Source organism: Dyella sp. (genome assembly GCF_035685885.1).
In the GTDB taxonomy this organism is placed as follows: Bacteria; Pseudomonadota; Gammaproteobacteria; order Xanthomonadales; family Rhodanobacteraceae; genus Dyella.
Map to the genome: position 1 here is coordinate 15600 of NZ_DASRZX010000059.1, position 21191 is coordinate 36790.

Genomic DNA, 21191 nt, shown 5'->3' on the forward strand with positions numbered 1-21191 from the left:
ATGCCGCGGGCTACCGAGCGATGCGTCGCCTGCCCGCCCGGTGTCGCGGGCAGGGGCGCAGCTGCGGGAACGGTCGAGAGTCACTTGGCGGGGATGGCGTCGAGCACGGCCTGGGCGTGTCCTGGGACTTTCACGTTGCGCCATTCCTGGACCAGCCTGCCTTCGGGATCGATCAGGAAGCTACTTCGTACGACACCCATGTGACGTTTTCCATACAGCACCTTCTCGTGGATCACGTCGAAGGCCTGGCACCAGGTTTCGTCGGGGTCGGAGACCAGCGGAAACGGCAGTTCCTGCTTGGCCGCGAAATTGGCATGGGATTTCACGGAGTCACGCGACACGCCGATGACCTGAGCGTTGCGCTTCTGGAACTTCGGATAGAGATCGCGAAAATCCCTGGCCTCGTTGGTGCAGCCTGGCGTGCTGTCCTTCGGGTAGAAGTACACCACCACCCACTGGCCCTTGAGGCTGTCGAGCTTCAGCTCGCCGCCATCGCCGGTCGCGCCTTTGAGCTTGGGGACTTTCTTGCCAACTTCGGGCATGGGTTCTCCTGCGAAGCCGTTACCGGCTTCGACTGATCATGGGAATCAAGGAAAAAAAAGGACGGCGAGGGGAGGCGTGCTGGCAGGAGGCATGTGCCCGGTGATCGGTGCTGCTCGACCCGCCAATTGCATGCGCGCTCTCCGGTGCTGCCTGGGATCAGAGACTAGCGCCTGCGTCGGGGATTACCAGTCCTTGCGCCTCTTGGCAGCAGGGAGCATGCTCAAGAACCCGACGGCATGTCCCGAAATTCGGTTCCGTGAATAGCCTGCCGCTGCGTGGGAGCAGCGGAACTCAGAACTTCACGGGATCCATGATCGCGTCCAGGTTGAGCCCGTCGCAGAATTCCAGGAAGTCATCGCGCAGGGCGGCGATATGCGTCGCCGAGGGAATGCCGATGGTGATCTGCGCCTGGAACATCTCCGCACCCGTCTGCATCGCCTGATAGCGCATCGAGCTCAGTTGCTCGATGACGATGTCGCGACGGTCGAAGAAATCGATGATCTTCACCAGGATGCCCGGGCGATCGGCCGAGATCACCTCGACCAAATACGGCAGGAGGTGAGAGTGATGCTCGCGCGGCCCGGTACGGTAGTGCACCAGGCGCAATTCCTCGTCGCGCGCCAGCTTGGCCAGCGCGGTCTCCAGCTTGGCGATGGCGTCCCAGGCTCCGGTGGCGAGCAGGGTCAGCGACGTATCCGTGCCGATGGTGGACACCCTTGCGTCGGCCAGATTGCACCCGGCCTCCGCGATCCGCCGGGCCAGCGTCAACAGTGGCGTGCGCGGCGAAGGGGTTAGCGTCTGGATGAGCAGCTGGTTGTCAGTGCCCGCACGCGCGGAAGAACGGTTCAAGGAAGTCCACCTGTGGCGGCTCCGCGGCGGGCGGAGCGATGATCGAACGAGCTTACTTGTGGCCCCTGCAAAGCCGCAAGTAATATGCAGGGCTTGGATTTTGGGCGGAGTGGGTCTTGGACATTCGTGGAAGCATCTGTGCGCTGGTGACGCCGTTCGCGGCCGACGGCTCGCTCGATCTGGAGGCATTCGGGCGCGTGCTTGACTACCAGCTCGATGGCGGCACGGAAGGCGTGGTCGTCGCCGGCTCCACGGGCGAAGCCCACATGCTCGAGCACGATGAATACGATCGACTGCTGGCTTTCGCGGTCAAGCGCGTGGCCGGTCGCGTGCCTGTCATTGCCGGTACCGGCGATGCGGGCACCGCCAAGACGGTCGCCCTGACCCGTCGCGCGCAGGCGTTGGGCGCCGATGCGGCGCTGGTGGTGGCTCCCTATTACGTGCGTCCCACCCAGGAAGGCCTTCGTCGCCATTTCCTGGAGGTGGCCGAGCAGGGCCGCCTGCCGGTGGTGCTCTACAATGTGCCGACCCGCACGGCTTGCGACCTGCTGCCGGAGACCGTGGCGTCGCTGCGCGAGCACCCGGCCATCGTTGGTATCAAGGAAGCCGTGTCCACGGACGAGCGGATCCGCGCCTGTGCGGAACTTGCGCGCCCGGATTTCGTCTATCTGTCCGGTGACGACGGCACGGCCTGCAAGGCCATGCTGGCCGGAGGTGCCGGCACCATCTCGGTGGTAGCCAATCTGGCGCCTCGCGCGTTCCGCATGCTGTGCGACTCGGCCACCGCTGGTGACCGGGGCGAAGCGCAGCGTTGCGACGCGGTGCTTGCCCGGCTGGTGGAGGCGCTCAATTGCGCGCCGAACCCCATCGCGGTCAAGGCGGGGCTGCCGTCGCTGGGGCTGGGTTTGGCGGCGCCACGCCTGCCTTTGGTTGAGCTGGAAGAGGGTCCAGAACGCATGCGGCTTCGCGAAGCGCTGTCGGCTCTGGCATCCTTGGCGAATGCGGCCTGACATTTCGGGCAACTGATACTCCTACGGAATCTGCTTACATGAAGAAATCCCTGCTCGTCGTGGCTCTGCCGTTGCTGGCCCTGTCTGCCCTGTTGCTCTCCGGCTGCGGCATGTTCCGTTCGGAGAAGGCCTGGGAGAAAGCCAAACAGGAAACGCCGCTGGAGATCCCGCCGGGTCTGGACACGCCGTCTTCCAACGCCGCACTGGTCATCCCGGAGCAGGGCGCCAACAACCCGACCTCCAACGGTGCCACGGCGCGTACGGGCAACACCGGCAACCAGATCGCCGACGGCTTCGTGCTCAACGACACCGTTGAAAACACCTATCGTCGCTTGGCGCAGGCGCTTGAGAAGGGTGACATCGGCACGGTGGTGTCGCATGACGACGACGCCCATACCTATGCGCTGAATGTGATCGCGACGGACGAGCCGAGCGACAAGAAGGGCTTTTTCAGCAGCATGTTCAACGGCAAGTCCAAGAAGACGGAAGATGCACCGGGCGCGACGCCGCGCCAGGTTCAGCTGACCGTGAGCAGCAGCGGCGAGAAGGCCAGTGAAGTGCGCGCGCAGGGTGACGCCGCGGCCGTGGCCAAGGTGATCGATACGCTCAAGGGTCGCCTGGGCGGCGGTTGATACCGACGCTTCGCTCCATGAAAAGCGCCGCCCACGGGCGGCGTTTTCTTATCCTTCGGATATCGACTCTTCCAGGTGGGAATGCCTGCGCCGCGCGTGATTCAGCGCTGCAGCAAGTCGATCTTGTTGGGTTTGTTTTCCCATTCCTTGGCGTCGGTCAGGCCATCCTTCCGTTCCGTGATCACCGGCCAGCCCTTGGCCAGCTCGGCATTCAACGCCACGAACGACTCCTGGCCGGCGGGCACATCGTCCTCGGGATAAATGGCGTTGATCGGACACTCCGGTTCGCACAGGGTGCAGTCGATGCACTCGTCCGGATTGATCACGAGGAAGTTGGGACCTTCATGGAAGGCGTCGACCGGGCAAACCTCGACGCAATCGGTGTATTTGCACTTGATGCAGTTGTCGGTGACGACAAAAGTCATGCTGTCGCGGCCTGTTCAGAAGGGCTGCGGCCCGTGCCAGGCCGGAAGTGGCGCTCCCTACGAGGTTCGAACTCGTGTTCCCGCCTTGAGAGGGCGGTGTCCTAGGCCACTAGACGAAGGGAGCGAAATGCACCGGAGCGCGCTAGTATAACGGAATTGTTTCGCCCGGCAATGCCCGGGGGCGGCTTTGGGCCCTTGCGCGGAACGGACCTGTCGACCTAGAGGGCGGCGGGATGTGGACGCGGTGAATTGGCCGCGATAGATCGCTTAGAACGGCGCGCCGCGCCTGCAAGGATCCAGACCGCTTGACTCAGGACGCAAGGACCACCACTACGACTGCACTGCGCATCATTCCGCGCGAGCAGCACGTGATTTCGCGCAAGAACATCAGCAAGGCTGCGTTGCGCGTGCTCTATCGGCTGAACGAGGCGGGCTACCAGGCCTATCTCGTGGGAGGCGCCGTGCGCGACCTTCTGCTCGGCGGCCATCCCAAGGACTTCGACGTGGCGACCAGCGCGACGCCGGACGAGGTGAAGAAGCTTTTCCGCAACTCGCGCCTGATCGGTCGCCGCTTCCGCCTGGCCCACGTGGTGTACGGGCCGGAAATCATCGAGGTCGCCACGTTCCGCGGCACCGGCGAGGAGGAAGGCGAGGGCGATCGTCACATCGTCGATGGCCGCATCGTGCGCGACAACGTGTGGGGCTCCATCGAGGAAGACGCCATTCGCCGCGACTTCCGCGTCAACGCGCTCTACTACGACATCAGCGATTTCTCGGTGCGCGATTACGTCGGTGGCATGCAGGACGTGGAAGACCGCGTGCTGCACCTCATCGGCGATCCGGCCACGCGCTACCGCGAAGATCCCGTGCGCATGCTGCGTGCGGTGCGTCTGGCCGCCAAGCTCAATTTCCGCATCGATGCCGCGGCCGCAGCGCCGTTCACCGAGCTGGGACCGTTGCTGGCCGATGCCGCGCCGGCACGCCTCTTCGACGAATCGCTAAAGCTGTTCCTGGCTGGCCACGGACTCAAGAGCTTCCACATGCTCGAGCAGACGGGCTTGCTGAAGTTCATGTTTCCGGCCACGGCGCGTGCGCTCAAGCGCGGTGACGAGGCGCTGCGCGCGCTGGTCGAGCGGGGCCTGGCTAATACCGATGCACGCGTCGCCGAAGGCAAGTCGGTCACGCCGGCGTTCCTGTTCGCCGTGCTGCTGTGGGGGGAGGTGCGCGACTTGGCGCATACCTGGATCGGCAAGGGCGTGGAACCCAACGCAGCGTGGGAACGCGCAGCGATGCATGTGGTGGGCGAGCAGTGCCAGCGCGTGGCCATCCCGCGACGCTTCACGCTTACCATGGAAGAAATCTGGGCCCTGCAGCCGCGCTTCGAGCAGGTGCAGCGCAAGCGCGTGTTCCGCCTGATGGCGCACCCGCGTTTCCGTGCGGCCTTCGATTTCCTGGTGCTGCGCGCCGCCGAATCGCCGGCCGTGAAGGAATTGGGCGATTGGTGGGCGCACGCGCAACAGCTGCCGCACGAAACGCTGGCTGCTGCGCTGGCTGGCAGCACTCCGGCGGGCGCCGTTGAGCCGGCAGCGGCAGCCAGGCCACGCAAGCGTCGCCGCCGCAAGCCGGCCGGCAAATCCGGGGCGAAGCCGGACAACGCGTGACCACAGCCTATATCGCTCTGGGCAGCAACCTTGGCGACGCGCGTGGCCAGGTGCTGGCCGCATTCGATGCGCTGGACCGTCTGCCGCATACCCGTTTGACGGGGCGCTCGCCGCTCTACCTCACGCCTCCCTGGGGCGTGCTGGAACAACCGTCGTTCATCAACGCAGTGGCATGCCTCGACACGACGCTGGCGCCGCATGCCTTGCTGGATGCCTTGCTGGCCACCGAGCGGGCGGCGGGTCGGGTGCGCGACGGTGAGCGATGGGGACCGCGCACACTGGACCTGGACATCCTGCACATGGACGGCACGACCGTGTCGGACGAGCGGCTTGCGTTGCCCCATCCGCGTATCCATGAACGCGCCTTCGTGCTGCTGCCGCTGAACGATCTTGCGCCGGACCTGCTGCTGCCGGATCAGGGACGCGTGTCCGACCTGCTGGCATCGCTGGATGTGACCGGCCTCGAACGCCTGCCTTGAGCCCTTCACGCTCCACGCGGGATAATCACCGTCTGCTTCCGCTCCCTAGGAAACCCTGTGTACGCACAGAAAGCGAATGCACCTGCACGCAAGGCCGTTACCGTGCCGTCGCTGCGCACCATGAAGGCGGAAGGCCGTCGCATCGTCATGCTGACCGTCTACGACGCCAGCTTTGCGGCGCAACTGGAAATGGCGGGCGTAGACGTTGCGCTGGTCGGCGATTCGCTGGGCATGGTGGTGCAGGGTCGATCCAGCACGCTGCCTGTGACGCTGGATCACATGGTCTATCACACCAGCATTGTGGCCCGTGGCCTCCACGCCACGCTGCTGGTGGCGGACTTGCCGTTCATGGCTGATCGCGACGTGGCACACGCGCTGGAAGCCGGCGCGCAGCTGGTGGGCGAGGGCGGTGCGGCGATGGTGAAGATCGAGGGCGCCGCGCCGCATATCCTTGAGGCGATTTCGGCGCTGGTGGATCGCGCCATCCCGGTGTGCGCGCACCTAGGCCTCACGCCGCAGTCGGTGCACAAGTTCGGTGGGTTCCGCATCCAGGGCCGCGCCCAAGATGCCGCGGACCATCTGGTGGCCCAGGCCAAGGCCGTCGAGGAAGCCGGCGCGGAACTGCTGGTGCTGGAGGGCATTCCCTCGGTGCTCGGCGAACGCATCACCAAGGCGGTGTCCATCCCCACCATCGGCATCGGCGCCGGCCCGCAGTGCGATGGCCAAGTGCTGGTGCTGCACGACATGCTGGGCGTCACTCCGGGCAAGCGTCCGAAGTTCAGCAAGGATTTCCTCGCAGGACGCGACTCGGTGGCTGCGGCGATCGCGGCCTACGCCGAGGATGTGCGCAATGGCGCCTTCCCGGCCCCGGAACATGGCTTCGATTGAAGCCAGGCGCCAAGGAGCCTGTTCGGTGTCTCCGTGTAGCCCACGATTCCGCGTCATCGCTGTCGTGTTTCGACATCCATTCCATCGTTCTTCCCTGGCTTGCGCGCAAACAGACCACGGCGCGGGCCAGGTGCAAGCATTGAACAGGTTCTAAAACCATGCAGACAGTGCAAGACGCCGCGGCGCTACGCGCCCTGATTCGCGGATGGCGCGGCCAGGGCCAGACCGTGGGTTTCGTGCCCACCATGGGCAACCTGCACGCGGGTCATCATTCGCTGATCAAGCTGGCGCGCGCACGTGCCGATCGCGTGGTGGCCAGTGTGTTCGTCAATCCGACGCAATTCGGTCCGAACGAGGATTTCGAGCGCTACCCGCGTACGTTGGTGCAGGACCAGGTCGGCCTCGCCGAGCAGGATTGCGATCTGCTGTTTGCGCCTGAAGTGGCCACCATGTACCCGTTCGGCGCGGACGGCAGCGTGAGCATTCGCGTGCCGCAGCTGACCGAGACGCTGGAGGGCGCGTATCGCCCCGGTCATTTCGACGGCGTGGCCACCGTGGTGTGCAAGCTGTTCAACCTCGTGCAGCCGGACCTGGCCGTGTTCGGCCAGAAGGATTTCCAGCAGCTCAAGGTGATCGAGCGCATGGTGCGCGACCTGTCACTGCCGATAAAGATCATGGCGGCGCCGACCTTGCGCGCCGACGACGGCCTGGCGCTGAGTTCGCGCAATCAGTACCTGTCGGCGGAGGAGCGGGCGCTGGCGCCACAGATCAACGCCACCCTGCATCAGATGCGCGATCTCATCGCCAAGGGACACGCGTGGCCGGTGGTAGAGCAGGCCGCGGCATCCAAGCTGGCGCGCGCGGGCTTCGAGGTGGATTACGCTGCGATCCGCCGCGCCGAAGATCTTTCGGAGCCCGCCGAAGGCAGCTCCGACGGCCTGGTGGCGCTGATCGCGGCACGGATTGGCAAGACGCGCCTCATCGACAACTTGCCGTTCGACTGAACGCCCCCATCTAGGAGCGAGCCGGGCGATGTTGCGGTGCGACGTTCCCCGGCCGGATAATGGCGTGCTAAGCGGGCTGTACCTGCGGAAAATGAAGTCATGAACCTGAACATGCTCAAGGCCAAGATCCACCGCGCGACGGTGACCCATGCCGAGCTTCACTACGAAGGCTCCATCGCCATCGACGGCCTGCTGCTCGATGCTTCCGGCATCCGCGAGTACGAGCAGATCCATGCGTGGAACATCAACAATGGCAAGCGCTTCGTAACGTATGCACTGCGTGCCGAAGAAGGCTCCGGCATCATCTCGGTGAACGGCAGCGCCGCGCATCGCGCCCAGCCGGGCGATCTGATCATTATCGCCGCTTTCGCCCAGCTGTCCGAAGCCGAGCTGGCGCAGTTCCAGCCGACGCTGGTGTACGCGGATGCCCATAACGGCATCTCGCACACCAACCGCTCCATTCCCAAGCAGATGGCCGCCGTCTAAGCCTGGCCGCCCTGCCGTCGGCAGGGCACGGTTGCACTGCAACAATCTGCTGGCGCGGGACGCCGGATGCTGCGTAAGATCGGCGTCCCTCCCCGCCACGCATGAGCAACCATGTCGTCCGAACGCCGTTCGTCCTTCCTGGCAGAGCACGTCGATCGTCTTGCGGGCACGCACCTGCGCCAATTGCTGAAGGATGATGCGCGCGGCAAACGCCTACGCCACCGCGTGGGCCCGCTGTTGCTGGACCTGAGCCGACAGAAGCTGGACGGTGCCGCGCTCGACGCACTCGGCGCGCACGTGGAAGCCAGCGGCTGGCAGGCCGCGCGCGACGCCATGTTCGCGGGCGAGCCGATCAATACCTCCGAAGGCCGCGCGGTGCTGCATACGGCGCTGCGTGCTGCCGGTTCCCACCTGCCTTCGCCAGCGCCACGCGAGGCGCTGGACGAAATCAGCGAGACGCTGCATCGCATTGATGCGCTGGTCCACGCCGTTGGCCTGGGCGATGCCTCAGCCTTCGGTGTGGCGCCGGGTATCACCGATGTGGTGAATATCGGCATCGGCGGTTCGGACCTTGGCCCGCGTCTCGCGGAGCGCGCGTTGGCGCCTTATCACGTGCCGGGCCTGCGCAGTCATTTTCTCACCAACGTCGACGGCCAGTCGGCCTATGAGCTGATGCATCGGCTCGATCCTACGCGCACCCTGGTCGTGGTGGTTTCCAAGACGTTCACCACGCAGGAAACGCTGCTCAACGGCAACGTGATGCGCGAATGGATCAGCCGCGCGTACCACGGCGATGCCGACAAGGTATCGCGCCACTTCCTTGCCGTGAGCGCGAATGTTTCCGCGGCCGAAGCGTGGGGCGTACCGGCGGCGCAGGTCTATCCGATGTGGGATTTTGTCGGCGGCCGTTTTTCGCTGTGGTCGGCGGTCGGCCTTTCGCTGGCGCTCGCCATCGGTTGTTACAACTTCCACGGGCTGCTGAAAGGCGCGGCGTCGATGGATGACCATTTCCGCTCCGCGCCCTGGCAGGAAAACCTGCCCGTGTTGTTGAGCCTTGTTGAAATGTGGAACCGCAACGCGCAGGGACGCGGCAGTCGCGCCGTAGTGCCGTATGCAGATCTGCTCACCGATCTCACCTCCTATCTGCAACAGCTGGAGATGGAGAGCCTCGGCAAGCAGGTGACGCCGCAAGGCCAGCCGGTATTGCAATCGACCTCGGCGGTGGTGTGGGGCAGCGTGGGCACCAATGCCCAGCACGCGTATTTCCAGTCGCTGCACCAGGGCACCGATGTAGTGCCGCTGGAATTCATTGGCGTGGTGAAGCCGGCGCATGATCTCGTGGCCAACCACGACGCGCTGCTTTCCAACCTGCTCGCGCAGGCGGCGGCGCTGGCGCTGGGCAAGACGTTCGACGAAGCGCTGGCCGAAGCGAAGCAGGGCAGCGAAGAGGAACGCCGCGTGCTGGCAGCGCAGCGCACGTTTCCCGGCGATCGCCCGAGCACGGTGATCCTGATGGATCAGCTGACGCCGGAAAGCCTCGGTGCGCTGATCGCCCTGTACGAGCACAAGGTGTTCATGCTCGGCCATCTGTGGAGCATCAATGCGTTCGACCAGTGGGGCGTGGAGCTCGGCAAGTCGATCGCGCGGCAGATTCTTCCCGCGCTGGAAGGCGAGGGCGCGGACGCGTCGTCGTTCGACTCCTCCACGCAGGCGCTGATCGAGGCCATCCACCAGCGTCGCCTGACCCTGGACAAGCACAACCGCTGAGGCGTGTTGCGTGCTCGCTAGGCGGCGTGCCTGGCGAGCGCCCAGGCAACGTGTTCGCGCACGATCGGCGACGAATGATCGGCGCGCGCTCGCAATGCCTCGCGCACTTCCGGCGAATCCGGCGCATTGCCCAGCGCCACGGCGATATTGCGTAACCAGCCTTCGTATCCGGTACGGCGAATCGCCATGCCTTCGGTGCGCTGCAGGAATTCCTGCTCGCTCCAGCCGAACAGTTCCACCAGCCTGGCGCCGTCGAGGCTGTGGCGTGGCGCGAAGTCGGGCTCGGTGGCGTCCTGCGCGAACTTGTTCCACGGGCAGATGAGCTGGCAATCGTCGCAGCCGAAAATGCGGTTGCCCATCGGCGCACGGAGTTCTTCCGGGATGCTGCCGCGCAATTCGATGGTGAGGTAGGAGATGCAGCGGCGAGCGTCGAGCTTGTACGGCGCGATGATCGCCCGCGTCGGGCAGATGTCGATGCAGCGGCGGCAACTGCCGCAGTGCGCGCTGGCGGGTTCGTCGATGGGCAAGGGCAGGTCGGTGTACAGCTCGCCGAGGAAGAAATAGGAGCCCGCGCGACGGTTGATCAGCACCGTGTGCTTGCCGATCCAGCCCAGGCCTGCATTGCGTGCGAGTGCTTTTTCCAGCACCGGCGCGGAATCGACGAAGGCGCGATAACCAAAATCGCCGACGACCTCGTGCATGCGGTTGGCCAGCTTCTGCAACCGGTTGCGCATCAGCTTGTGGTAGTCGCGACCCAGCGCATAACGCGCGACATAGCCGGCCTGGGCATCCTCAAGCACGTTCCACGCGTTGCGTGTGCCGGGCGGCACGTAGTCCATGCGCACGGTGATCACGCGCAGAGTGCCGGGCTCCAGTTCGGCGGGCCGGCTGCGCTTGTCGCCGTGGCGTGCCATGTAATCCATCTCGCCGTGGTGGCCTGCCTCCAGCCAGCGCTGGAGATGCATGGCGTCTTCGCCCAGCTCCACGCCTGCAATGCCTGCATCGGCAAAGCCCAGCTCGCGCGCCCACAGCTTGATGTCGCGGGCGAGCGCGGCATAGTCGGTCGAGGGAGGGGCGGCGTGGGGCATGTCGCCATTGTAGGTGGTGTTGCGGCGGCGCTCCCGTCGTGCATGCCTATAATTCGTGCATGACTGCCAGCGCCCACCGCCACGAGCTCTATACCGTCGACCAGGTGCGTGCGCTCGATCGGCGCGCCATTCACGAACTGGGCATTCCCGGCTACGAACTCATGCAGCGCGCCGCCGCGGCCGCGCTGGTTTGCCTGCGCCAGCACTGGCCGCGCGCCACGCGCATGGCGGTGTATTGCGGTCCGGGCAACAACGGCGGCGATGGCTTTCTGCTGGCGGCGCTGGCGCGCGATGCCGGCCTGCATGCCGAGGTGATCGCGCTCGACGAAAGTCGCGGTGACGATGCCATTCGTGCGCGACGCGAGTACGAGCATGGCGGCGGCATCGTGCGTGCGTGGCACGAGGATTTTGAGTTTCCCGAAGCGGACGTCCATGTGGACGCACTGTTTGGCACGGGATTGCAGCGCGCGTTGGCACCCGATGTGGCTGAGCTCGTTCGCCGCATGCACGCGACGGGCGCCCCGGTCCTCGCACTGGATGTTCCCTCCGGCGTGAACGCCGATACAGGCGCTGTGCCTGGTGAGGCGGTGCGCGCCGACGTCACGGTCACCTTCATTGCCGGCAAGCGTGGCCTGTATACGAGCGATGCCCCGGGTTACGTGGGCCATGTGCAGTGGGAGCCGCTGGGCTTGCCGGTGACGCTCTGGGAAGGCGCGACACCGGATGCGCGACTGCTGCAGCCTTCCACACTGCCGGCGCGCCCGCGCCAGGCGCACAAGGGCAACAACGGCCACGTGCTCGCCATTGGCGGCGAGCACGGCACCGCGGGTGCGATTCGCTTGTGCGGTGAAGCGGCACTGCATGCGGGTGCTGGCTTGGCCAGCGTGGCCACGCGTGCCGACAACCTCGTGGCCCTCAACAGCGCGCGCCCCGAACTGATGGCGCACGGCGTGCACGGACCGCAGGAACTGGAGTCCCTGCTGCCTCGGGCCACCGTGCTGGCCGTGGGTCCCGGGCTGGGACAGGGCGCCTGGGGCCACGCGCTTTGGCTTACGGCACTGGAGGCAGGCAAGGCGATGGTGCTCGATGCCGACGGGCTGAACCTGCTTGCGCTGGAACCTCGACCGCTCAAGGGTGAAACGGTGATCACCCCTCACCCTGGCGAGGCGGCGCGATTGCTGGGGTGCGACACCGCCGCGATTGCGGCCGACCGCTTCGGCGCCGTACGCGAGCTTGCGCGCACGTTCGATACGGTCGCCGTGCTGAAGGGGGCCGGCAGCCTCGTGGCGGATCCGCAGGCGCGTGTGTCGGTCTGTCCATGGGGAAATCCCGGCATGGCATCCGGTGGCATGGGTGACCTGCTGACCGGCGTCATCGCCGCCCTGCTGGCCCAGGGTTGCGGCGCATGGGAGGCAGCCTGCCTCGGCGTGAGCCTGCATGCGCGGGCGGGCGACCTTGCGGCAAGGCATCATGGTGAACGCGGCCTCATGGCCAGCGACCTGCTCGAACCCCTTCGCCTGATCCTCAACGGAAAGGAATCATGACGCCTCACGCCTGGGAGCTTCCCGACGAAGCCGCCACGTCCGCACTGGCCGTACGCATGGCCGGGATGCTCGACGAAGGCCTGGTGGTCTATCTCCATGGCGATCTCGGCGCGGGGAAGACCAGCTTCGCGCGTGCCTTGCTGGGCGCACTGGGCGTGGGCGAACGCATCAAGAGCCCGACCTACAGCCTGGTCGAGTCCTACCGGGCCGGCAGCCGACCGGCATGGCACCTGGACCTGTACCGCATCGCCGACCCGGGCGAACTGGAATGGCTCGGACTCGACGCCCTTTCCGATCCGGCTGCATTGGTGCTGGTGGAGTGGCCCGAGCGTGGGGCGGGCGCGCTGCCGGCACCGGATCTGGTCGTGCACCTGAGCTATGCCGGGACGGGACGCAGGGCCGTGATGGAACCACGGACGTCGCGCGGTGCAGGGGTGGCTTCCCGCTTGGGTGAGCCTGATCCCCATGTGGCCTGAGGCCACGCCTCTCGGCTAAGTATCGATAGCGCTTGAGATTTTTTCGGTGGCGAGCGCGACCTGCTTACCCTTCAGTTTGCGCGGGTTGCGGCCGATAGCTGGAGGTTGCCTGACAAATCTCCTGCAGGTTATGGATATTCAAGGAAAACCTCTTGCTTTCCCCGGCCTGCTGGGCTTCAATTCGGCCCCATGAAGGGATATAGGACGCATCCTGTTCGATTCGGCGCCGCGGCCTTGCTGGCCATGGCACCGTTTTGCCTTTCGCACGCCGCCGACGTGAAGTCGGCTCGCGTCTGGGCGGGCCCTGAATACACCCGGGTCGTGCTCGACGTATCTGGCCCAGTCACCTACCGGGTCAAGCAGGATGGCGACCAGCTCACTATCGACGTCAACAGCAGCTCCATCAGCGGCACTTTCAGCTCGCCGGCGGCGCAGGGGCTCTACAAGGGGCTGACTGGTTCCAAGCAAGGCAACAACGTCCGGCTGACGGCCAAGGTCGATCCCGCCTCCAACGCGAAGAGCTTCCTGCTGAAGCCGCAGGCCGACTACGGCTACCGCCTGGTGGTTGACCTGTATCCCGGCAGCGGTTCCGTCGCCAAGGCGTCGCCTTCGAGCACGCCGGCTCCGGTACGGTCCTCCGCTGGCAGCGATGACGACGAAGCAGGGGCGTCGGTTTCGTCCGCCTCGGCGGTCGTCGATGCGGCCCCGCTGCCGCCCCAGGCGCCCGAGCCGGTGGCGTCCTCGGTGCGCACGACGGGCAAGTCCAGCCTCAAGCCCACGCAGAGCGGCATGGCCTCGACGCGCGCTGCGGCAGCGCTGCTCAATGGCGAGCGCAAGGTGGTGATTGCCATCGATGCCGGCCACGGTGGCGATGACCCTGGCGCGCACGGTCCCGGCGGTACGCTGGAAAAGAACGTCACCCTCGCGGTGGCTCGCCAGCTGGCGGACCAGATCAATCAGCAGCCCGGCATGCGCGCGGTACTCACCCGCAGCGCGGATTTCTTCATTCCGCTGGCGCAGCGCTACCAAATCGCGCGCAACAACTCGGCGGACCTGTTCATATCGGTTCACGCCGACGCCTTCATCAACGGTGATGCGAAGGGTTCGTCCGTGTGGGTGCTTTCCCCTCGCGGCAAAACCAGCATGGCCGCGCGCTGGCTCGCCGATGGCCAGAACCGTGCCGACCTCATCGGCGGCGTCACGTTGGACGACAAGAACGACGGCCTGGCTGCCGTGCTGCTCGACCTGCAGCAGGGTTATTCCATGCAAGCCAGCGAAACCGTGGCGAGCAACGTGCTGACGGCGCTGGGCAACCTCGGTCCCACGCATCGCGGTTATGTGGAGCGGGCCAACTTCGTGGTGCTGCGCTCGCCGGATGTGCCGTCGATCCTGGTCGAGACGGCTTTCATCAGCAATCCTGAAGAAGAGCGCAAGCTGCGTGATCCCTCGCATCAGTCGCGTCTCGCGACGGCGGTCATGAATGGCGTGCGGAGTTACTTCGAGGCCACGCCGCCACCGGGTAGCTGGTTCGCGGCGCAGGCCTCGCGCCGCAATAGCGTAGCCAACGTCGCCACCTCGCAGGGCGACGACGACACCTCGTCCCGCGCAGGCAAGGCTGTGGCGCAGGCCATGGCGTCATCCAAGGGCAGCGACAGCGCGCGCGCCGACGATGGCGTACGTGACCTGCACCGCGTCGAGCGTGGCGAGAGCCTACGCAGCATCGCGCGGCAGTACGGCGTGAGCGTGGATGCGCTCAAGTCCGCCAATCGCCTGAGCGGTGATACCGGCATGCGGGTCGGCATGATGCTGACCATTCCGGCCGGCTGATACCCGCGATCTGAACGAAGGCACGCGGAAATTCGGGAAGGCGCGCTAAGCCGTTGCTTTGCCTGGTTTCCGTTCGCGCGCGGTGGTCGCTGCGCTTTTACCCCGGGGCAGCAGGCCTTAAGCTTCGCCGATGCCCGTCATTCGTCCTCTTCCGCCCGAACTCATCAATCAGATTGCTGCCGGCGAGGTCATCGAACGACCGTCGTCCGTGGTGAAGGAATTGGTGGAAAACAGCCTCGACGCTGGCGCTACGCGCGTCGAAGTCGACATCGAGCAGGGCGGTGCGCGCCTGATCCGCGTGCGCGACGACGGTTGCGGCATCGCGCATGACGAACTGCGGCTGGCAGTGGCTTCGCATGCCACCAGCAAGATCGGCAGTTTCGACGACCTCGAACATGTCGCCAGCATGGGCTTTCGCGGCGAAGCGCTGGCGTCCGTCTCGTCGGTGGCGCGCTTTGCATTGACCTCGCGCGCACACGGCCAGGACACGGCGTTCCGCATCGAAGTCGACGGCGGCAAGATGCAGGCGGCACGTCCCGCACAGCATCCGCAGGGCAGCAGCGTGGAAGTGCGCGACCTGTTCTACAACGTGCCGGCGCGCAGGAAATTTCTCCGCGCCGAACGCACCGAGTTCGCACACATCGACGACCTGTTGAAATCGCTGGCGCTGGCACGAGGTTCGGTGGAATTCCGGCTCAGCCACAACGGCAAGCCGGTACGCATCTGGAAAGCTGCGCGAGACGAGAACGCCGCGTTGCAGCGCGTGGCCGAGGTGCTCGGCGAAGATTTCCCCGGCCAGAGCCTGCGCATCGACCATGCGGCTGCGGGGTTGCACCTTTCCGGCTGGGTCGGCCTGCCGACGGCATCGCGCTCGCAGGCTGATTCGCAGTATTTCTATGTGAACGGGCGTCTGGTACGTGATCGCGTGGTCGCCCACGCAGTGCGCCAGGCGTACGCGGACGTGCTGTTCCATGGTCGGCATCCGGCGTTCGTGCTGTATCTGGAACTCGATCCGGCAGGCGTGGACGTGAACGTGCATCCGGCCAAGCACGAAGTGCGCTTTCGCGAGCAGCGCCTCGTGCACGATTTCCTGTTCCGTACGCTGCACGAAGCGCTGGCGCAGACGCGTGCGGGACAGGTGGGCATGCCGGTCGCGGAGGCGGCCCCGCTGCAGGCGCCTGCTTACAGCATGTCGCCGGCATACGCGTCATCCACGCCTGCATGGCCCAATGCCTTGAGCCAGAGCCGCCTCAGCCTGGGCGTGCGCGAGGAGCCGCTTGCCGGGTACGCGGCCTTGCTTGGCGAAACTCACGCGCCGCCGCCTCCGCTGGGCTTCGCCGCCAACACGCCGATGCCTGAGGCAACCGACGACCAGGCGCCGCCGCTCGGCTTTGCCGTGGCGCAGCTCAAGAACATCTATATCCTTGCCGAGAATATCCACGGCCTCGTGCTGGTGGACATGCACGCCGCGCATGAGCGCATTACCTATGAAAAGCTGAAGAACGGCCGCGCATGCAGCAACCTGCGATCGCAGCTGATGCTGGTGCCCTTGAACGTATCGGTAAGCGCAAGGGAAGCCGCGGCCGCGGAAGAGCATGGCGACGCGCTGGCCGAATGGGGCCTGGAGCTTTCGCGCAGCGGTCCGGCCGGCGTGGTGGTGCGGCGCATTCCAGCCTTGCTGGAAGGCGCGGACGTGGCGCAGCTTTGCCGCGATGTGCTGGCCGAACTCGCGCAGCATGGCAGTTCGCGCCGCCTGCAGGAGCTGGAGAACGAGCTGCTCTCCACCATGGCCTGCCACGGTTCCGTGCGCGCAGGCCGGCGCCTCACGCTGCCCGAAATGAATGCCTTGCTACGGGAGATGGAAGCCACCGAGCGGTCCGGTCAGTGCAACCATGGTCGGCCGACCTGGACGCAGCTGAGCATGTCCGAACTCGACAAGTTGTTCCTGCGCGGCCGTTGATCGTTCCCCGGCACGCTTGCATGGGCCTCAAATGGACGTCCATACTCGGAACCCTATCCAGACGGGGCCTGCCATGTTGCGTACCGCCGTTTTCGCTTTTGCCTTGAGCCTTGGAATTGCCGCCGTGCACGCCCAGACAACCAACGATTTCCCGCAGCAGAACCAGCAGTGGCGCGACAAGCGCCTCGCCAACCTCGCCGCGCCCAACGGCTGGCTGAGCCTCATTGGCCTTGATTGGCTGGAGCAGGGCGCCAATCGCGTGGGAAGCGCCAGCGACAACGACATCGTGCTGAAGTCCGGACCCGCGCATCTTGGCGTGGTGTCGCTGTGGAAGGACGGCGCGCTGCACATGGTGTTGGACAAGAACAGCGGCGCCACCGTCGACGGCAAGGTCGTGTCCGAGGCCGACCTGATCGACGACATGCACGCTGGCGAGGCCGCACCGACGGTGGTCGCCTTTGGAAGCACGAGCTTCCTGGTGATCGAGCGCGACGGGCGCAAGGCGCTCCGCGTGAAAGACAGCCAGGCGGAAACGCGCACGCATTTCCTCGGCCTCGATTATTTCCCCGCCGATCCGTCCTGGCGCATCGTGGCGGACTGGGTGCCGTTCGATCCGCCGCGCGAACTGGAGATCGGTTCGGTGCTGGGCACGATCAACAAGGAAAAGGTGCCGGGCAAGGCCGTGTTCAAGCGTGATGGCCACACCTACGAGCTGATGCCGATCCAGGAAGAACCCGATTCGCTGTTCTTCGTCATTGCCGATCGCACATCCGGGCGCGAAACCTATGGCGCGGCGCGTTTCCTCTATGCCGACCTGCCCAAGGACGGCAAGGTGGTGCTCGATTTCAATCGCGCCTACAACCCGCCGTGCGCATTCACGCCTTACGCCACATGCCCGTTGGCACCGCCGGAAAACCGCATGGATCTTGCCGTGACGGCGGGCGAGAAAAAGTACCGCGGCGGGCACTGAGCGAGGAGCGAGTGAAGAGGCGACGAGTGCGTGAAGAGGAGTGAGTGAAGAGGAGTGAGTAGTGAGAGAGGCTCTCTCTCGTTTCTCACTCCTCTCTGCTATTTGCTGGCCTTTTTACTGGCCCTTGAATACGGGCTTGCGCTTTTCCAGGAATGCCGTGGTGCCTTCGCGCATGTCTTCAGTGGAGAAGGCGAGGGCGAATGCCTGCGTTTCAAACTCCAGGCCTTGGTCAATGCCCGTCTCTCCGCCCTGCAGCACCGCGTCGAGGATGCCGGCGGCGGCCAACGGTGCAGAGGCGGCGAGCTGGTCGGCGATGGCGTTGACCGTTTCGTCCAGTGCCTCGGGTGCCACCACGCGGGTGACGACGCCCAATTCATACGCACGCTGTGCATTGATGGGTGCACCCAGCAGGCACAGTTCCAGCGCGGCGCTGCGACCCGCAAGGCGCAGCAAACGCTGGGTGCCACCAAAGCCGGGGATCAGGCCGAGGTTGATTTCCGGCTGACCGAATTTGGCCTTCTCGCTGGCCACGCGCAGATGGCAGGCCATGGCCAGCTCCATGCCGCCGCCGAGCGCAAAACCCTGCACGCGCGCGATGACCGGCTTGCCCAGGCGTTCGATCAGGCTCATCAGCCGTTGCCCCGCGCGCGAGAAACCCTGCGCCTGCACCGGCGTGTACCCATTCATTTCGGCGATGTCTGCGCCAGCCACGAAGGCCTTCTCGCCAGCGCCTGCCAGTACCACGGCACGCACGGCATCGTCCTGGGCGGCCTGGGTGAACGCCAGGGTCAGCTCGTTGAGCGTTTCGCGATTGAGCGCGTTGAGCTTGTCCGGGCGATTGACGGTGATCGTGCGCACCGCGCCGCGGTTGGCGATATCCAGGTTCCGGTAAGCCATGAGTCCACTCCACAGGCAAAGCGCCATGGTACCAGTGGGAACCTTTGAAGCCCCTGGCGTTCTCAGCAAGGACGCCCCGTCGGCGGCCGTCCGCTGTACGATCGGCCCGGACCACTTACGATGGGAGCTCCGGCAGGAATGGAGATAGGCATGGCACAACTGCGTTGGCTGGCTCTGGGCATCCTGTGTTGGGGTGTGATGGCGCATGCGCAGGATGGTGCTCCGTCGGATACATCGAGTGTCCGCCTGGACAAGGCCAAACTTTCCTATGCCATCGGGTTCCAGATCGGCAGCCAGTTCGCGAGCGGCGATCCGGATGTGGATATCGCCGTCCTGCAACGCGCCATCCAGGACGCCTACGCGAAGAAACAGCCCAGCGTGTCCATGCAGGACATGCACGACCAGCTGCAGAAGCTCGACCAGGAGATGCACACCAAGGCGCTGGCCGAGTTCAAGCGCATCGCGGACAGCAATGCGCGCAAGAGCGCGGAATTTCTCGAACGCAATCGCAAGCAGCCGGGCGTGGTCCAGTTGCCTTCCGGCATCCAGTACGCGGTGCTGAAGAAGGGCGAAGGCACGACCAATCCCAAGGTCACCAGCCAGGTCACCGTGAACTATCGCGGCATGTTGGTGGATGGCACCGAGTTCGACAGCACTTGGGCCCATGGCGCGCCGGTACGCTTCGTGGTGGACAAGGTGATTCCCGGTTGGCAAGACGTGATCCCGCGGATGCACGTCGGCGACCGCTGGAAGGTGGTGATTCCGCCGCAGCTGGCCTACGGACCGCGCGGCATGCTGCCACGCATTGGTCCGAACGAGACGCTGGTGTTCGAAATCGAGTTGCTCGATATCCAGCAATAACCTCGCCCGGCGTACCTGCACCTGATGCGAACGCATGACGGACCACCAGGCCGGGCTTTGCATGGCCGGATCGGCTAGCATGGACAGGCTCATGTACAACGATCCCGCTCCCCTTGCTCCTTCGCCGCTGACACCGTGCACCGGCATCTGCAAACTCGATGACCGGGGTTATTGCCTGGGATGCCAGCGCACCGGTGACGAAATCGCCCGCTGGCGCGGCATGAATGATGCGGAGCGGCAGCGCCTGATGCGCGACGTATTGCCTACGCGCAAGACACCGCCATGACAGAGCTGCTGGCCGCCCTGGACTCCGCGCTGCTGCCGCTGTCTTCACCGCCCAGCGGCAACGGCTGGAATCATCTGGAGATGGCCGACCTGCTCGGCAACACGCCGCGCCGCCCCGCCGCGGTGCTGGTTGGTGTGCGTGAAGGTGTGCAGCCGCGCCTCGTACTGACCGTTCGCACCAATGACTTGCCTTCGCACGCGGGACAGGTGGCGTTTCCCGGTGGACGCACCGACCCCGAGGACGTCGATGCCATCGCCACGGCCTTGCGTGAGAGTGAGGAAGAGATCGGACTGGAACGTCGGCTGGTCACGCCACTGGGTTTCCTGGATCGCTTCGAAACCATCAGCGGCTACAACATCACGCCTGTGGTCGCGCGCATCGATCCGGACGCGCGGCTGTACCCGGCACCGGCCGAAGTGGCCGAAGTCTTCGAAGTGCCGCTGTCGTTCTTCCTGGAACCAGCGAACCTGCGGCGCTACACGATGGAATTTCGTGGCCACCGCCGCGACATGGTGGAGTTCGTGCATGGCGGCCACCGCATCTGGGGCGCCACGGCCGCGATGGTGTTGAACCTGCTGAAGAGGATGGGACGCGCATGACCGTCAAGACCACGCTGATCGATGTCGATGAACTGGCCGCGCTGCCGATGGATGCGATACTCATCGTCGATTGTCGCTTCGAGCTGATGGCGCCCGGCAACGGCAGCCGTGATACCGGCAAAGGCGAGCGCGACTACCGCGAGGCGCACATCCCGGGCGCCGTCTATGCGAGCCTCGATACGGATCTCTCCGATCTCTCGCGTCAATCCGAAGGGCTCGGACGTCACCCGTTGCCGCTGGAAACCGCTTTTTCTTCGGCACTCTCGCGGTGGGGCTGGCGACCCGGGCTGCAGGTGGTTTGCTACGACGCGGCCAACGGTGCGCTCGCCGCGGCTCGCTTATGGTGGCTGCTGAAGCTAGCGGGCGTGCGTGACGTGGCGGTGCTCGATGGCGGCTTTCCTGCGTGGACCGCAGCGGGCCTGCCTGTCGAATCGGGCGACGTGGCGCGCGCGCCTACGCGTGTGGACCTGCACTTCGATGCCAGCCGTTACCTGACGGACCATTCGCATCTGCGCGATGCGGGCAACGTGGTGCTCGATGCGCGCGCCGCGCCGCGCTACCGCGGCGAGGTGGAACCGATCGATCGCGTGGGCGGGCATGTGCCGGGGGCACTGAACCGTCCCTTTTCGGAGAACCTCGCTGCGGATGGTCGCTTCAGGCCGGCGGGCGAGTTGCGCGAAGCATTTCTCGCCCTGCTTGGCGCGCGCGCGCCGGCGGACGTGGTGCACATGTGCGGCTCGGGAGTGACTGCCTGCCACAATCTGCTGGCGATGGAGCACGCGGGACTGGTCGGATCGCGACTGTATGCGCCCTCGTGGAGCGGATGGGTCAGCGATCCCGAGCGACCGGTGGCGAAGGGCGAACAGCCAGGCTGACGCAGCCTCTTCGTGTTGTAGGAGTGCGCCCGATGCGCGATCGCAAAACTGCAACGCTGCCGTT

Annotated in this window: 20 protein-coding genes, 1 tRNA gene and 1 pseudogene; 16 read left to right on the forward strand and 6 right to left on the reverse strand. The window is 65.5% G+C overall.

The window, feature by feature from the left end:
* Positions 1-80: 80 nt before the first annotated feature.
* Both VFG49_RS07250 and VFG49_RS07255 read right to left on the reverse strand, forming a co-directional pair.
* Complete coding sequence (locus tag VFG49_RS07250; RefSeq protein ID WP_324858936.1) at positions 81-542, reverse strand: peroxiredoxin; 462 nt, start codon at positions 540-542, stop codon at positions 81-83.
* A gap of 292 nt (positions 543-834) precedes the next feature.
* Positions 835-1392: a glycine cleavage system protein R gene (locus VFG49_RS07255; protein WP_324858938.1), complete on the reverse strand. Its 558-nt coding sequence runs from the start codon at positions 1390-1392 to the stop codon at positions 835-837.
* A gap of 116 nt (positions 1393-1508) precedes the next feature.
* On the opposite strand from VFG49_RS07255, the gene dapA reads away from it, so the two are divergent.
* On the forward strand, positions 1509-2402 hold the full coding sequence (gene dapA / locus VFG49_RS07260) for a 4-hydroxy-tetrahydrodipicolinate synthase (protein WP_324858940.1): 894 nt from the start codon (positions 1509-1511) through the stop codon (positions 2400-2402).
* 38 nt (positions 2403-2440) lie between these two features.
* On the forward strand, positions 2441-3034 hold the full coding sequence (locus VFG49_RS07265) for a hypothetical protein (protein WP_324858942.1): 594 nt from the start codon (positions 2441-2443) through the stop codon (positions 3032-3034).
* Between the two features lie 101 nt (positions 3035-3135).
* On the opposite strand, the gene fdxA is transcribed toward VFG49_RS07265, so the two are convergent.
* Positions 3136-3459 carry a ferredoxin FdxA gene (gene fdxA / locus VFG49_RS07270; RefSeq protein ID WP_324858944.1) on the reverse strand — a complete coding sequence of 108 codons (324 nt, stop codon included), beginning with the start codon at positions 3457-3459 and terminating at the stop codon, positions 3136-3138.
* A 48-nt stretch (positions 3460-3507) separates the two neighbouring features.
* Positions 3508-3583 (reverse strand) — tRNA-Glu (locus VFG49_RS07275).
* Positions 3584-3764: 181 nt separating this feature from the next.
* Between VFG49_RS07275 and pcnB the strand changes: the two genes are divergently transcribed.
* From pcnB to pgi, 6 genes are all read left to right on the forward strand, one after another.
* Positions 3765-5120, forward strand: coding sequence for a polynucleotide adenylyltransferase PcnB (gene pcnB / locus VFG49_RS07280; RefSeq protein ID WP_324858946.1), 1356 nt, complete (start codon positions 3765-3767; stop codon positions 5118-5120).
* Positions 5117-5599: a 2-amino-4-hydroxy-6-hydroxymethyldihydropteridine diphosphokinase gene (gene folK, locus VFG49_RS07285; protein WP_324858948.1), complete on the forward strand. Its 483-nt coding sequence runs from the start codon at positions 5117-5119 to the stop codon at positions 5597-5599. The genes pcnB and folK overlap by 4 nt, the downstream gene beginning before the upstream one ends.
* Positions 5600-5656: 57 nt before the next feature.
* The gene (panB, locus tag VFG49_RS07290) at positions 5657-6487 is read left to right on the forward strand and encodes a 3-methyl-2-oxobutanoate hydroxymethyltransferase (protein WP_324858950.1); all 831 of its coding nucleotides are present in this window, start codon (positions 5657-5659) and stop codon (positions 6485-6487) included.
* A 158-nt stretch (positions 6488-6645) separates the two neighbouring features.
* Positions 6646-7491, forward strand: a complete 846-nt coding sequence (gene panC, locus VFG49_RS07295) for a pantoate--beta-alanine ligase (RefSeq protein WP_324858952.1) — start codon at positions 6646-6648, stop codon at positions 7489-7491.
* A gap of 99 nt (positions 7492-7590) precedes the next feature.
* Positions 7591-7977 carry an aspartate 1-decarboxylase gene (gene panD / locus VFG49_RS07300; protein ID WP_324858954.1) on the forward strand — a complete coding sequence of 129 codons (387 nt, stop codon included), beginning with the start codon at positions 7591-7593 and terminating at the stop codon, positions 7975-7977.
* A gap of 111 nt (positions 7978-8088) precedes the next feature.
* Complete coding sequence (gene pgi / locus VFG49_RS07305; RefSeq protein WP_324858956.1) at positions 8089-9744, forward strand: glucose-6-phosphate isomerase; 1656 nt, start codon at positions 8089-8091, stop codon at positions 9742-9744.
* Between the two features lie 17 nt (positions 9745-9761).
* Here the strand turns inward: pgi and queG are convergent, their stop codons facing one another.
* Complete coding sequence (queG, locus tag VFG49_RS07310; RefSeq protein ID WP_324858958.1) at positions 9762-10832, reverse strand: tRNA epoxyqueuosine(34) reductase QueG; 1071 nt, start codon at positions 10830-10832, stop codon at positions 9762-9764.
* 59 nt (positions 10833-10891) lie between these two features.
* Between queG and VFG49_RS07315 the strand changes: the two genes are divergently transcribed.
* The 5 genes from VFG49_RS07315 (at position 10892) to VFG49_RS07335 (ending at position 17609) form a co-directional block, all read left to right on the forward strand.
* Positions 10892-12376: an NAD(P)H-hydrate dehydratase gene (locus VFG49_RS07315; RefSeq protein WP_324858960.1), complete on the forward strand. Its 1485-nt coding sequence runs from the start codon at positions 10892-10894 to the stop codon at positions 12374-12376.
* Positions 12373-12852: a tRNA (adenosine(37)-N6)-threonylcarbamoyltransferase complex ATPase subunit type 1 TsaE gene (gene tsaE / locus VFG49_RS07320; protein ID WP_324858962.1), complete on the forward strand. Its 480-nt coding sequence runs from the start codon at positions 12373-12375 to the stop codon at positions 12850-12852. The genes VFG49_RS07315 and tsaE overlap by 4 nt, the downstream gene beginning before the upstream one ends.
* A gap of 189 nt (positions 12853-13041) precedes the next feature.
* Positions 13042-14679 carry an N-acetylmuramoyl-L-alanine amidase gene (locus tag VFG49_RS07325; protein ID WP_414649076.1) on the forward strand — a complete coding sequence of 546 codons (1638 nt, stop codon included), beginning with the start codon at positions 13042-13044 and terminating at the stop codon, positions 14677-14679.
* Positions 14680-14809: 130 nt separating this feature from the next.
* Positions 14810-16639, forward strand: coding sequence for a DNA mismatch repair endonuclease MutL (gene mutL, locus VFG49_RS07330; RefSeq protein ID WP_324858966.1), 1830 nt, complete (start codon positions 14810-14812; stop codon positions 16637-16639).
* Positions 16640-16712: 73 nt separating this feature from the next.
* Positions 16713-17609 carry a DUF1684 domain-containing protein gene (locus VFG49_RS07335; protein ID WP_324858968.1) on the forward strand — a complete coding sequence of 299 codons (897 nt, stop codon included), beginning with the start codon at positions 16713-16715 and terminating at the stop codon, positions 17607-17609.
* A gap of 114 nt (positions 17610-17723) precedes the next feature.
* Here VFG49_RS07335 and VFG49_RS07340 read toward each other — a convergent pair whose 3' ends face one another.
* Positions 17724-18506, reverse strand: a complete 783-nt coding sequence (locus VFG49_RS07340) for an enoyl-CoA hydratase/isomerase family protein (protein WP_324858970.1) — start codon at positions 18504-18506, stop codon at positions 17724-17726.
* 150 nt (positions 18507-18656) lie between these two features.
* Between VFG49_RS07340 and VFG49_RS07345 the strand changes: the two genes are divergently transcribed.
* The 3 genes and pseudogenes from VFG49_RS07345 to VFG49_RS07355 all read left to right on the forward strand — a co-directional run bounded on the left by VFG49_RS07345 (position 18657) and on the right by VFG49_RS07355 (position 21127).
* Entirely contained in the window at positions 18657-19367 is a 711-nt protein-coding gene (locus tag VFG49_RS07345; protein WP_324858972.1) for an FKBP-type peptidyl-prolyl cis-trans isomerase, read from the forward strand.
* A gap of 79 nt (positions 19368-19446) precedes the next feature.
* Positions 19447-20252: pseudogene (locus VFG49_RS07350) on the forward strand (CoA pyrophosphatase).
* A complete protein-coding gene (locus tag VFG49_RS07355) occupies positions 20249-21127 on the forward strand; it encodes a sulfurtransferase (RefSeq protein ID WP_324858974.1) in 879 nt (292 codons plus the stop codon). Before VFG49_RS07350 ends, VFG49_RS07355 begins: the two are co-directional and overlap by 4 nt.
* Positions 21128-21191: the final 64 nt, after the last annotated feature.